12 protein-coding genes are annotated in these 12,462 nt (G+C 43.1%); 7 read left to right on the top strand and 5 right to left on the bottom strand.

Annotated features, from left to right (window positions below):
- Positions 1 to 21: 21 nt before the first annotated feature.
- On the top strand, positions 22 to 1,236 hold the full coding sequence (locus tag AACQ79_RS04315) for an EAL and HDOD domain-containing protein (protein ID WP_170898559.1): 1,215 nt from the start codon (positions 22 to 24) through the stop codon (positions 1,234 to 1,236).
- Between the two features lie 67 nt (positions 1,237 to 1,303).
- On the top strand, positions 1,304 to 1,771 hold the full coding sequence (locus AACQ79_RS04320; RefSeq protein WP_170898561.1) for a YchJ family metal-binding protein: 468 nt from the start codon (positions 1,304 to 1,306) through the stop codon (positions 1,769 to 1,771).
- Positions 1,772 to 1,837: 66 nt separating this feature from the next.
- Here the strand turns inward: AACQ79_RS04320 and AACQ79_RS04325 are convergent, their stop codons facing one another.
- Together AACQ79_RS04325 and AACQ79_RS04330 are read right to left on the bottom strand one after the other, a co-directional pair.
- The gene (locus AACQ79_RS04325; protein WP_064626135.1) at positions 1,838 to 2,482 is read right to left on the bottom strand and encodes a DUF2057 family protein; all 645 of its coding nucleotides are present in this window, start codon (positions 2,480 to 2,482) and stop codon (positions 1,838 to 1,840) included.
- Positions 2,483 to 2,553: 71 nt separating this feature from the next.
- Positions 2,554 to 3,594, bottom strand: coding sequence for a porin (locus tag AACQ79_RS04330; RefSeq protein WP_064625530.1), 1,041 nt, complete (start codon positions 3,592 to 3,594; stop codon positions 2,554 to 2,556).
- 513 nt (positions 3,595 to 4,107) lie between these two features.
- Here AACQ79_RS04330 and dinG point away from each other — a divergent pair.
- The 4 genes from dinG to rsmS are packed head-to-tail and all read left to right on the top strand — an operon-like array spanning position 4,108 to position 7,734.
- On the top strand, positions 4,108 to 6,183 hold the full coding sequence (dinG, locus tag AACQ79_RS04335; protein WP_170898563.1) for an ATP-dependent DNA helicase DinG: 2,076 nt from the start codon (positions 4,108 to 4,110) through the stop codon (positions 6,181 to 6,183).
- A gap of 54 nt (positions 6,184 to 6,237) precedes the next feature.
- Complete coding sequence (locus AACQ79_RS04340; protein WP_170898565.1) at positions 6,238 to 7,017, top strand: sulfite exporter TauE/SafE family protein; 780 nt, start codon at positions 6,238 to 6,240, stop codon at positions 7,015 to 7,017.
- Entirely contained in the window at positions 7,014 to 7,562 is a 549-nt protein-coding gene (priC, locus tag AACQ79_RS04345; RefSeq protein ID WP_170898567.1) for a primosomal replication protein PriC, read from the top strand. Before AACQ79_RS04340 ends, priC begins: the two co-directional genes overlap by 4 nt.
- A 1-nt stretch (position 7,563) precedes the next feature.
- Positions 7,564 to 7,734: a pleiotropic regulatory protein RsmS gene (rsmS, locus tag AACQ79_RS04350; RefSeq protein WP_013856554.1), complete on the top strand. Its 171-nt coding sequence runs from the start codon at positions 7,564 to 7,566 to the stop codon at positions 7,732 to 7,734.
- A 33-nt stretch (positions 7,735 to 7,767) separates the two neighbouring features.
- On the opposite strand, the gene AACQ79_RS04355 is transcribed toward rsmS, so the two are convergent.
- A complete protein-coding gene (locus AACQ79_RS04355; RefSeq protein ID WP_170898569.1) occupies positions 7,768 to 9,885 on the bottom strand; it encodes a methyl-accepting chemotaxis protein in 2,118 nt (705 codons plus the stop codon).
- A 225-nt stretch (positions 9,886 to 10,110) separates the two neighbouring features.
- On the opposite strand from AACQ79_RS04355, the gene xthA reads away from it, so the two are divergent.
- The gene (xthA, locus tag AACQ79_RS04360; protein WP_013856552.1) at positions 10,111 to 10,920 is read left to right on the top strand and encodes an exodeoxyribonuclease III; all 810 of its coding nucleotides are present in this window, start codon (positions 10,111 to 10,113) and stop codon (positions 10,918 to 10,920) included.
- Positions 10,921 to 11,032: 112 nt separating this feature from the next.
- Here the strand turns inward: xthA and AACQ79_RS04365 are convergent, their stop codons facing one another.
- A complete protein-coding gene (locus AACQ79_RS04365; protein ID WP_017045191.1) occupies positions 11,033 to 11,710 on the bottom strand; it encodes an ABC transporter permease in 678 nt (225 codons plus the stop codon).
- 2 nt (positions 11,711 to 11,712) lie between these two features.
- Positions 11,713 to 12,453, bottom strand: coding sequence for an ABC transporter permease (locus tag AACQ79_RS04370; RefSeq protein ID WP_013856550.1), 741 nt, complete (start codon positions 12,451 to 12,453; stop codon positions 11,713 to 11,715).
- Positions 12,454 to 12,462: the final 9 nt, after the last annotated feature.

The following is a 12,462-nucleotide window of genomic DNA, read 5'->3' on the forward strand; positions in this document are numbered from 1 at the left end:
TAATTAGATAAGAGTCTTGCCTTGAAATACTCCTATATCGCCAGACAACCCATACTCGATCGTGACCGAAAAACTATCGGCTACGAGCTGCTATTTCGAGACGGTCCTAAGAACACCTTTCCAGATATAGACCCAGACTTAGCAACGAGCCGGTTACTCTCTGATCATTTTTTATCCACTCATTACAATACGCTGGGTAAGCATTTAGGGTTTGTCAATTTTCCTTATCAAAGCCTGATTAACCTCGTGCCTACGCTTTTTCCTGCGCAAAATTTGGTCGTTGAGGTATTGGAAGATTGCAAACCAACTTTAGAGTTATTAGAAGCAATTAAAAAGATGGCGAAGCTTGGTTACCGAATTGCGCTTGATGACTTTGTACCCAGTTCAGGCTGGCTCGTCTTCTTCCCCTATGTGTCAATTATCAAATTTGACATCCGTGTTGTTTCCCTTGAAAAGGCCGCTCGCTTTATTCAAAAACTTGGCGCAACGAAAATTGAGTTCCTTGCTGAGAAAGTAGAAACCTATGAAGAGTTTAAGCAAGCTAAAAAAGCGGGCTTTACCTATTTTCAAGGCTACTTTTTTAGCAAACCAGAGATGTTACAACGCAAAGCGTTAGAGCCTGCATTTCTTACTGTGGTGCAACTGTTCAAAGAAATAGCCAAATCTAACCTCGATTACAAAGCCATTGAGGAGCTTGTCGCCACCGACCTGACCCTGTCTTATAAACTGTTAACCTTTGTTAACTCATCCGCGACAGTCAGTTCAAAGATCCATTCATTTAAACAAGCGCTGATCTATCTCGGTGAACAACGATTGAGAAAGTTCATCTCCTTGGTTGCGATTGCTTCGACGCAAGAATCTAAACCGGATTATTTGTATGGCTTATCCATTCAAAGGGCAAGATATTGCGAACTGATCGGTGTGAAAGCAAAAATGAACGTTGAACCCGGTTCGGCCTTCCTGACAGGAATGTTTTCGCTACTCGATAGCCTACTTGATCAACCTTTAGAAAGTATCATGGAAGAGATGCCTATCGACGAATACGTTAAACTTGCACTAATAGAGGGGAAAGGAGAGTTAGGTCTGGTACTTGAATTAACTCGAGCTTATGAACAGGCTGACTGGCAAAAGGTTGAGAAAATTGCTCATGCATTAAGTATCGAAGAACCCGTGGTGAAAGAGTGTTACAACGAAGCTGTGAAATGGACAGCCGATTTACTGGGTGTCCACTCCTGAGTAGACATCGAGTTTAGATCTCCTTAAACTTCCCCGCCTTATCTGCATGGGCAATTTGAGAGGATTTATGAACCAATGCTATTGTGGTAGCCATTTAGATTACCAACACTGTTGTGAACCAATCCACAGTGATTCAGCTTTAGCCATCTATCCAGAACAACTGATGAGAGCTCGCTATAGTGCCCATGTTCTGGGCTTGGTTGATTTTGTCATCAATACCTATCATCCGAGTTGCAATGCACCACAGCAACGCGACGCGATTGAAGAATCAATCAACAGTCAATGGTGTGGGCTAGACGTCATCTCCGCAATTATCCGCAACAACGAAAATGAAGGCTTCGTTCATTTCAAAGCCTATTACACACAGAATCAACAGCAATTTTGTCTGCAAGAACGTTCACGATTTATACGAGAAAATGGTATCTGGTTCTACATTGACGGTGAATTTCCACAGGAGAACACACCAACGAAACTAGGACGAAATGACCCATGTCATTGCGGTAGCGGCAAGAAATTTAAGAAGTGTTGTGGGTAAGAGATTCAAAGTCACACACAGCTATGTGACTTTGGATTCTGGAATTATGGTGTAGTACGGAATAACCTATTCAGTATAAAGACCTTGAACAACCCAATCCAAAAACTCTCGTCTTTCTTCTTTTGAAGCTTTACTAAACCAAATTTTTAGCTGTAAGGCCGCTTCCGATTCAGTGTATTTTGTCGATTGAGCTGAAGTGCCCAACGATTTTAATTCGTCGGTCAAATGATGAAACTTTCCAGATTCAAAAATGACACCCTCTTTGCGGTTTTGCTTAATTGTCAAAGAACGAATATCTGAATAAGGCATCAGCGAACCATTTTCTGGCTCAAGGCGATATTGTTTACTATCTGTGACTTCGACTCCGTTTTTCTTCAAAACAAAAATCGGCTCACTCTTAAACTGCTTCTCCTGAATAACTTCGTATCGACCCGAAACCAGCTCCACAGATAGCTTATCTCCAGCTTTAATCTCTGTTCGAATGACATAAGGGAGAGACGAGAAATACTCTGGCTTAGCCACTTTCTTTAAGCGACCAGCAAAGGTGAGAATCAGTTGGTTTTCACCATCAATAAATATTGGTTTTTCTTCATCCGTGAATAGCGCTTCATTCAGCACTTCCAAAGTAATGCCTCTTTGCAAATCAAGCGATTGAGATAATGAAGAAAAACTCACTAACATCAATAAACTTACAATAACGTTCTTTACCATTTTCACTTTTACAACTCCTATATGAAAAAAGCCAACGCTAAGCGTCGGCTTTTTTCATCAAATTACTCGGATTAGAACGTGTAGTAAACACCTAGAGTAATATCTTGGTATTTGTTACCAGCAAAATCTTTCTTAGCTTTCGCTGTTTCATATTCAACAAAAACTAGCACGTTACTAGATACGGCATAGTCTACGCCAACAACCAAGTCTGTAACTTGAGCATCCAGCTTAGTTTTGTTGTTTACATCACTGAAGCTTACTAGCTTATCGAAATCACCGTATGCGTAAGTTGTATATAGGCGAAGATCATCAACTTTGTAAGACGCCGCCAAGTTCCATACATCGCCTTCTAAAGCAGCAAGTACTTTTTTATCTTTATCAGCTAGAGATACACTTTGTGTATCTACCGCACCAAGCGTACTTAAACCTTCAGTACTTAGATAAGTTGCCGCGAAGAAGAAACCAGCAACATCCACAGAAGCAGATACACCGAATGAACTTGCATCGTAGTCTTTTGCCACTTCGCTACTGTTGAATGAAGCACCAACAGAGAACATCTCCATCGCATAGTTAGCTGATAGGCCGTAAGAGTTATCTAGTTTGTCAGTGTTATTAGTATATACATCCGCAACTAAGGTTAGGCCACCAACAGGAGTCACTTTCAGTGCAAGACCTTCTGTTTTGCTTTCGTAAGGACGATCTAGACCGATGTAGTTGCCTTCGTTAGCAATATCGGTTTTTTGAATTGCATCAAAAGATTCTGCGAAATCACCAGTTTCACCAACAGCCACACCCCAGATATCGCCTTTCACACCGACATATAGGTCGTCGACTACTACCCCAGCAGAACCGTCACCTTCAAATTCGAAAGAACCAAAAGTGGTTAGGCCATTAGAAAGCTTATGAGAAGCATCTAGTTGGATTTTTGCCCAAGTAGAGAAATCAGCAGATTCTTTTGTTTTAACATCAGAAGCTGTTTTTTCTTTCTGAATTAGGTAAGCATCAATTTCGCCTTTAAGGCCAACTGAAGTGCTATCGTTAGAGTAAATTTCTGCTGCGTTAACTGAGCTCGCTGCCGCAAGCACTGCTAGTGCTAATAGAGTCTTTTTCATAATTAATCCACTGCCTTTTCTTATGTATGGGAATTCCTTATCCGGTTCCCTTTGTTTTTGCTGGCAACTTCCAAATTTAAACTCGGTTCGTTGCCGCCATTAAATCTCAAGGATTAGATTGCAAAAGATTATCCTGCATGTCAAATATCCTAAAAAATAAACAAAAATAAAGGTAAAAACAATTAAAAACATATAGTTACATGATGTTTTCATAAAATTACGGGCGACTTCCAAGCAAAAACATCACTCAATCTAAAAACTAACAATCATGAAACATCAGAATTAAACACCAATAAAATTTATTTTTGAAAGATAAAATAGATATTGAGGTCATCATTTAACCGAATAGGCAGTTTTATATTTTCCACAATGAGAATTAAACATAAGTTCCTGAAGGTTCAGTTTTTTTTTGTGAACAAGATCTAGATTTGATCTAAAAGCATACGATTTCGTGAACTGCGTATCCTTTAGTGAACTGTGCTAGACTCGGCACTCTGCTATTTAGGTCTGTGTATGCTTACAACAAAAATCCAAAAATCCATTCGGGATAGTTATCAAAACCTGCAATTTCAGCTCGAAAACTTCATTCCTCGTCGAGGACAAAATTATCTTGTTGCTGAGATTGCAAAAACATTGTGCGGTTCATATCACAAGTCCAACCGAATCTTGATTGCTGAAGCGGGTACAGGAATAGGGAAATCACTCTCCTATTTAATGGCAGCGGTTCCTGTTGCAGTGTTGAATAATAGAAAGGTTGTTGTTTCGACAGCCACAGTGGCACTTCAAGAACAGCTGATCAGCAAAGATTTGCCTTTATTTAGACGCATCACTGATCGTCAATTCTCTTTTATCCTTGCCAAAGGACGTCAACGATACTGTTGCACCGAAAAACTCGCGGCTGCGTGTGGAGTAGATGGCTCACAAATTGCCCTGTTCGAATCAAAGCCACAAAAAAAAGACGTTGAATTATTCACCACCATGTATGAAAAACTGGCTCAAGGAAAATGGAACGGTGATCGCGACTCGTGTCCAAAAGCGATTAAAGATGAGTTATGGCAACTGATTGTTAGTGATAAGCATAGTTGTAATGGTAGCTTTGCTGGCCACAGAGATTGTCCTTTTCAAAAGGCGCGTTCGGAACTGGATAAAGCCGATGTCATTATTGCCAACCACAGCTTGGTCATGGCGGATGCTGACCTTGGCGGTGGTGTCATTCTGCCTGAGCCCGAAAACACCATTTACATTTTTGATGAAGCACACCACTTACCTCATGTAGCACGTGATCACGCTTCAGCGTCAGCAAGCTTGAAAGGCGCAGCTAGTTGGTTAGAAAAACTCAATCAATCCGTAACCAAGTTTTCAAGCTTAGCCGAAGAAAAACGAGTGGCACGTTTTCGTAACGAACTGCAAGACACACTGCAACAACTTATCCCAAGCTTGAGCCAACTGACAAAGCAGTTTGTACCCGAACAATTTGAAGAAAAGCGATACCGTTTTGAGCATGGAGAACTGCCACAATGGCTTGAAGAAGAGTCTAAAACCCTGAAGCGGCTCTCTCAAAAAGCCAATCAATCCGTCGCTAAAATTACGGACTTGATTGCTGAGCGAGTTAAGGAAGGCGAACTCGCCGCTCGGTTGGCAGAACCAGCACTGACTGAATTAGGCTTTTATATTCAGCGTTTAGAGAACCTTGCCCAAGTATGGTTGCTGATGGCGGAGCCCAAGCGAGAGAAAGGAGCCCCTTTGGCACGTTGGCTTGAAATTCACCCTGAACGTGAAGGTGATTTCATTGTTAACGTTTCACCGCTAGAAATTGGTTGGCAACTTGATCAACAGATCTGGAGCCGCTGTATAGGCGCAATCTTAGTCTCCGCGACGATGCGAGCTCTTAACTCATTCAGCTACTTTTGCTCGCAAGCAGGGATCAGTGAAAAGGCAGAAGATGGCACACGTTTCCTAGCACTCGCTTCACCGTTTGATTATCAAAATCAGGCCGAGTTACTCATTCCAGCCATGCGTTTTGAACCGCAAGCGAAAGAGTATACTGATTATCTGGTAGAGCGGCTCGCTGAGTTTATTCAGCCAAACAAAGCTAATTTAGTGCTGTTTGCTTCTTACTGGCAAATGCGCGAAGTGGCTGAAAAAATATCGACAGATTTTGTTAAACGAGGCTGGGCGCTGCAAGTCCAAGGTGAAATATCACGCACAGAAATTCTAAATAAACATAAAATGCTAGTGCAGTGTGGTAAAACGAGCGTAATGTTTGGCACCAGTAGCTTTTCGGAAGGGCTAGACTTACCAGGAGAACTTTTGGAGAATCTGGTGATCACAAAAATTCCGTTTGCCGTACCAACCTCTCCAGTTGAGCAAGCTCACGCCGAATACATAGAGAAGCGAGGCGGAAACTCTTTTATTCAGATAACCGTTCCTGAAGCCAGCAAAAAGCTGATCCAAGCCGTCGGGAGATTGCTGCGCAAAGAGCGTGATTCTGGTAGAGTCGTGATTCTCGATCGCCGAATCGTTTCAAAACGCTACGGAAAATCATTATTGGACTCGCTTCCTCCATTTAAAAGAACAATAGAATATTAGCTAGGGGCTTAACGCTGCGCCCTTTCATCTCATTACTCAGGGCCGATTTTATTCATGGAATTTGTTGAGCCAACCACTTTGATTGTGTTGGCGCTTGTTGCTTTTATTGCTGGCTTTATCGATGCCGTCGCTGGCGGCGGTGGCATGCTTACTGTACCCGCGTTATTATCAATCGGTCTTCCGCCGCACATCGCACTAGGAACGAATAAGCTGGCAGCAACATTTGCCTCATCAACTGCCGCATTAACCTACTATCAGAAGAAGCTGTTTCAACCAAGTTGCTGGGTCAGAGCTTTCATTGCCACCTTGATTGGCGCAACCATAGGTACTTTTGCTGTCGATGCGATCAGCACCGATTGGCTACAAAAAGTGCTGCCGCTTATTATTCTAGCTGCCGCTATCTATACGATATGGCATAAAACACCACATGCACACCAGAATGTCAGCCCGCCCCCCAGCCCTGTACTTCACAAAAAGCAGTATGCGCAAGGCTTGATACTTGGATTTTATGACGGACTGGCAGGGCCAGGGACTGGCGCATTTTGGACAGTCAGTTCGATGGCGTTATACCGACTCAACATTTTATTGGCCTCTGGCCTTGCTAAAGCGATGAATTTTACCAGTAATGTAACGTCATTGGTTACCTTTACCATTTTGGGGCATATTGACTGGGTGTTGGGACTGACTATGGGAGTTTGTTTGATGGTTGGAGCTTTTGTTGGCGCACATTCAGCGATTCGTTTCGGCGCTAAATTTATTCGTCCGGTGTTTGTGAGTGTGGTCAGTGTGCTTGCAATTAAGCTGACTTATGATGCGTGGTTTGCAGGCTTATGAACCATTTTTCTCAATTGAAGTCCTTAATTGAAGAGTTGAAGCAACAAGCCGCCAGTGTTGACCGAACTCGTGGTGAACACCATCAGGCTCTGTTTGATGAGCGCCTGTTCCACTGTAAAGCGCACTTATTAATCCCTTGTGTTATGGAAGCAAAAGCGACCTTTGATTCCATCGTGCGCGAACAAGAGAGCAAACGGCTAACCAGTCAACGAGCTCAATATCTAACCGATCGACTGCTTGCACAAATTGCGGCAATCCAACGCGAAATATCGACAGTATCGATCAGAAAAAGTGAGCCCAAGCATCGCAGCTATTATCGCAAACCGATCAACGCGTTATATCAAGAGCTGGCCCAGCACCAAGAATGGGAGCGGAGGCTGATGGATATGGTGAGAGAAAAAGAGCTAGGACTCAAGCAAACTTCTGCCGTTAGTCAGCAGCAAGCACAAAAAGCGTTATTAACGGTAGAGCAACGGCTCAAGCGTTGCCAAGAAGCTAAGGCTAAGATCGAAAAACAAATTACGTTCAGGGAGAAAAACCAATAAAATGAATGATCCTACTGTACCGCTAGACGGTGCGTCTGAAGAGATAAAGCTCGCTGTCGATCTCATCTACTTATTAGAAACCAATCAGATTGAACCACACACCGCACTTGAAGCGCTGAAAATCGTACAGCAGGATTTATTGCGTAAACTGGATGATACTGCGAGAGAGTAAGAAGCAAACATCTACTTCTTACTCTTTCAGCCGTTAGACTTTAAATTGCCCAACCAACTGTTGCTGCTTAGCCGAGAGTTGGCTTATCTGAGCACCAACCGATTCTGATTCACCGACCAGTATCAATATCTGCGCGCTAAGATCACGAATATTGGATAGGTTGAGGTTGACTTCACCAGAGACGGCTTGCTGTTCTTGGGCCGCTTTCACAATCTGACTATTCATATCGTTAATTGCTGAGATGGATTCAAACACTATTTCTAATTCAGCAACGGCCTTTTGGACTTGCATCGCAGTTCCATTTGCTAACGCGTTTCCTTGCTGGATCACCTCAACTACGCCCTCAGTACCTTGTTGGACTTTTTCTATCACTTTGCGTATTTCACCCACAGAGTTCTGAGTCCGCTGGGCCAAATTACGTACCTCATCGGCGACAACAGCAAACCCTCGCCCTTGATCTCCGGCCCGAGCCGCTTCTATAGCCGCATTTAATGCGAGCAAATTGGTTTGCTGTGAAATTCCCTCAATGACCGTTAAAATTTCGGTAATATTGATATTGTTTTGAGCCAACTCTTCAACAACAGGCACCGCATCACTCATTCGCACCACCAGCTTATGCATCTCAGCTTCAGAGGCACGGATGACATCCTGCCCAGTCAGTGCGGAGTGATTAGCTTGTGAAGCGGCTTGCACCGCAGCCTCGGCATTTTGCACAACGAGACTTGCTGTTTGTGTCATTTCTTCAGAGGCAGTCGCCACCATATCCATCTCTTTAAATTGAGACTCACTACGGCTACGCGTTTGTACGGCAGACTGCCGTGCCTGTTCAGTCGTTTGAGCTACTTGGTTCGCACTTTCTACGATCTGCTGAATGATAGCCTGTAATTTGTCTAAAAACTGGTTAAAGCCGCGTGCCAAATCACCGATTTCATCATGACTACTGATGACAAGCCGCTGAGTTAAATCCCCTTCGCCAGAAGCAATATCTTGTAACCGCTCCACGACCGCTCGAATAGGTTTCACAATTTGGGTTGCAGCTAACGCAATGATTGCGAGCCCTAAAAAGACTAGCAATGCGCCGACTAATAGCTCCGCTCTAACGCCATTCTCTACCTGTTGAGTAATGATTTGATCCAGTTGATTGGCATCAGCTAGCACACTCGATGTCGGCATTTCAAAAACCACGCCCCAAGTCTGGTTCGCCACCTGAATGGGAGCAAAGACAGACAACCACTGCCGATCTGAATTCCATTGAGAATGGACTTTACCCTCGGCTAGAAGATTGGCAATCTCCTTTGTAGTCAAGACTGAATCAGCCAGTGGCGCGCCTAAGGTTAATTCACGCTCATCAGTCGCAATAAGCGTGTTATTTAAGCTGACAATAAAGACCTTACCACTACCACCAAATAGACTTTGATCTGAACTCAGTGCAATCGCTACCAGTGGGCTAAGTTTTAAATCGATGCCAAAAAAGCCAATCGCAACGCCATCAATCAAAATGGGCACAGAGAGAGAAGAAGTAAGAAACGTTTCATTGTCTTGAATCACGATTTTAGGCGATGAGATACATGCACTAGCTGTTGTTAACGGGCAGGCGAAACGCTCACTGTTTCCTTCATCCTTCAATGCCACTTCACTTAATACATTTGCCACCACATTTTCACCATTGGAGGACGTTATCCAGTATGCAGCGAATCGACCTATTTCATTTGAGCCTACATAGTCAGCATTCTGGTAGTTGTCATCCTCGCTATCGAGCAAATTTGGCTTAAAGACGAGATAAGCCCCCTGAACATTGGGATAATTGACTACCGTCTTGCGAACCATTTCATCTAAAGATGTCCTTAACGCTTCGCTTTCACCAAAATTTTCTTCGGTATTTGATTTGAAAAACAAGGCCGTATCAGCAAGCATCTGAGCCCGATACATGGCTTCACTGAGATATTCAGATACTTCGGTGGCATTGAGCAGCGCCCGAGTTTCTAATAACTGCTGCGATTTATTGATCACAGAATCTGAACTTTGTTGTTTTATTGCTTGTTGGTTATTCACTGCGTTATAAACAGAAAAACCAATGAGAGACAATGACGTAATTAACAGGCAAAGGCCGGCTAAAAGGGTTATTTTCCATTGAACCGAAAGTGTTCGCATACTACATCCTTATGCTGCGCTAATAGGGTTTTCAGACGAAATGGTGACGACTTTAATTAGAGCATATTGACTTGAGAGATCAATCGTAAGTTTACATAAATGTTAATAAAAATATCCTTTCTGACTATTCAAAAAATTTACGTATTAGAATTGATTCGCTTTTCGTCTTGTCCTTGCGCCTTGAAATGGTAACATCTTGCGCACAACTCATCTTAAGGATCCCTTATGAAAGTCATCAGTTTTAACATCAACGGTTTGAGAGCTCGCCTTCATCAACTGCAAGCGATTATTGATAAGCATCAACCTGATGTCATTGGACTTCAAGAAATCAAAGTACACGATGACGCTTTTCCTCTTGAGGATGTTGAAGCCATGGGCTACCACGTCTATTTCCATGGTCAAAAAGCGCATTATGGCGTCGCCATGTTGTGTAAGAAGGAACCCATTTCAGTACAGAAAGGCTTTCCTAGCGATAATGAAGATCATCAAAAACGCATGATTATGGCCACTTTTGAAGATGACAACGGCCAAAAAACAACCATACTCAACGGCTATTTTCCTCAAGGGGAGAATATTTCCCATGAAACAAAATATCCCTATAAGCGTCAGTTTTATAAAGATCTAATGGGTTACTTAACGTCACATCATTCCCCTGACGAACAAATAATTGTGATGGGAGACATTAACATCAGCCCTATCGACTTGGATATTGGGATTGGTGAAGCCAATAGAAAACGCTGGTTGCAAACGGGAAAATGCTCTTTCCAACCTGAAGAGCGCGAATGGTTACAAACTTTAATGGACTGGGGTTTTGTTGACACATTCCGTCAGTTAAATCCGGATGTAAATGATCAATTTTCGTGGTTTGATTATCGCTCACGCGGCTTTGATGATAACCGCGGGCTACGAATCGACGTCATTTTAGCGACCCCGAACCTAGCAAAAAAATGCCAAGAAGTCGGCATCGACTATGAACTTCGAGGAATAGAAAAACCTTCTGATCACGCGCCAATTTGGTCCAGTTTTTCTTTGTAGGAACAGAAAGTAACGTGCCAATAAGAAGCGCGCATTCAGCGCGCTTCTTATTTTAATCTATGCCTTGATTATAGAAACAAACTCGGTACAACAAATTGCTACTCGCAGCCCTTCAGCTTAATGGGCGCAAATAAGCTAAGAAGCGTTTTTCAGCCTGTTTAAAGCAGAACAAAATAATGAAGGTCAAGCCCATATAGAACAAACCTGCGGTTAAAAATGACTCGAATGGAGCATAATAACGAGAGTTCACTAAACGCGCAGCTCCCGTTAAATCCATAATGGTAACAATACCAGCAACCGCAGAACCGTGAAGCATGAAGATAACTTCATTACTATAAGCGGGCAGTGCGCGCCTTAACGCACTCGGTAGAATAATTCGTCGATACGTTTTCCAAGTACTCATTCCGTATGCCTTCGCCGCTTCAACTTCCCCTTTAGGCAACCCATTGATCGCACCGCGAATAATTTCAGCCGTGTAGGCGGACGTATTGAGAACAAAAGCAACCAACGCGCAAAACCAAGCGTTTTCCCACAAGGTATCTTTCACCGGGAAAAATTGATCCATTCCATAGTAGATGAGATAAAGCTGGACTAATAACGGTGTACCACGAAAAAAGTAGGTATAAGCCCATGCTGGAGTACGAATAAAATAGTTGTGGCTATTCCTAGCAATCGCTAAGGGGATGGCAAGGCTCAAACCGATGATTAACGACAACCCCACCAGCCAAACCGTTGTCCATAGCCCACTAAAATAAATTGGTAGGCTTTGAGCAATAAGGGAAAAATCCATATTTACCTCGTGTGAATGCTGAACTTGCGCTCAACCAATTTGAGAAGACCGGTTGATACACTGGTAAAGAAAAGGAAGATCACTGAGACAGCCATATAAAAGGTGAATGGCATTTTTGTCGAACCCGCCGCGAGTGAGCTGACTCTGACCATATCTTCTAATCCAATAATGGAAACAAGTGCCGTCGTTTTGAGCAATACCAACCAGTTGTTACCAAACCCTGGCAATGCATGACGAACCATTTGAGGAAGCAAAATGCGTCTAAATGCTAAGGTAGAACTCATACCATACGCTTTCGCCGCTTCCATCTCTCCTTTATCAACCGCCATAATAGCGCCACGAAAGGTTTCAGCCATATAGGCACCGAAAATGAAACCTATGGTTAGTATCCCAGCAATGAAAGGGCTAACATCAATATAATCGGGGAGATAAGCGGTCCATTCATGGCTCGGGTCACTTGCCATAAACCAATTGTTTAGCCATTCGTTGATTGAATAAAGGCTATTATTCAACAATATTTGACCGCCAAAGAAAATAAGCATCATTAACACAAGGTCTGGAATACCGCGAATGATGGTCGTATAAAGAGTGGCAATGGCTCTTGCCCAACGGTAAGGTGCAAGCTTGGCTAGCGCACCTAGCATGCCAAGTAACATGGCAAGTAATAAAGAGAGCACGGCAACTTCAATGGTCAGCACCGCTCCCTTCAAAATTGAGGCTTCATATCCGTGTAGGTCCAACATAATTCATCC

The sequence above is a fragment of the Vibrio sp. 3-2(1) genome (assembly GCF_963887575.1).
In the GTDB taxonomy this organism is placed as follows: domain Bacteria; phylum Pseudomonadota; class Gammaproteobacteria; order Enterobacterales; family Vibrionaceae; genus Vibrio; species Vibrio anguillarum.

Excerpts from the sequence above, each read along its gene's own strand:
- AACQ79_RS04330 (WP_064625530.1), bottom strand. The coding sequence starts at position 3,594 with ATGAAAAAGACTCTATTAGCACTAGCAGTGCTTGCGGCAGCGAGCTCA.
- xthA (WP_013856552.1), top strand. The coding sequence starts at position 10,111 with ATGAAAGTCATCAGTTTTAACATCAACGGTTTGAGAGCTCGCCTTCAT.
- AACQ79_RS04370 (WP_013856550.1), bottom strand. The coding sequence starts at position 12,453 with ATGTTGGACCTACACGGATATGAAGCCTCAATTTTGAAGGGAGCGGTG.
- AACQ79_RS04355 (WP_170898569.1), bottom strand. The coding sequence starts at position 9,885 with ATGCGAACACTTTCGGTTCAATGGAAAATAACCCTTTTAGCCGGCCTT.
- dinG (WP_170898563.1), top strand. The coding sequence starts at position 4,108 with ATGCTTACAACAAAAATCCAAAAATCCATTCGGGATAGTTATCAAAAC.
- rsmS (WP_013856554.1), top strand. The coding sequence starts at position 7,564 with ATGAATGATCCTACTGTACCGCTAGACGGTGCGTCTGAAGAGATAAAG.
- AACQ79_RS04320 (WP_170898561.1), top strand. The coding sequence starts at position 1,304 with ATGAACCAATGCTATTGTGGTAGCCATTTAGATTACCAACACTGTTGT.
- AACQ79_RS04340 (WP_170898565.1), top strand. The coding sequence starts at position 6,238 with ATGGAATTTGTTGAGCCAACCACTTTGATTGTGTTGGCGCTTGTTGCT.
- priC (WP_170898567.1), top strand. The coding sequence starts at position 7,014 with ATGAACCATTTTTCTCAATTGAAGTCCTTAATTGAAGAGTTGAAGCAA.
- AACQ79_RS04325 (WP_064626135.1), bottom strand. The coding sequence starts at position 2,482 with ATGGTAAAGAACGTTATTGTAAGTTTATTGATGTTAGTGAGTTTTTCT.
- AACQ79_RS04365 (WP_017045191.1), bottom strand. The coding sequence starts at position 11,710 with ATGGATTTTTCCCTTATTGCTCAAAGCCTACCAATTTATTTTAGTGGG.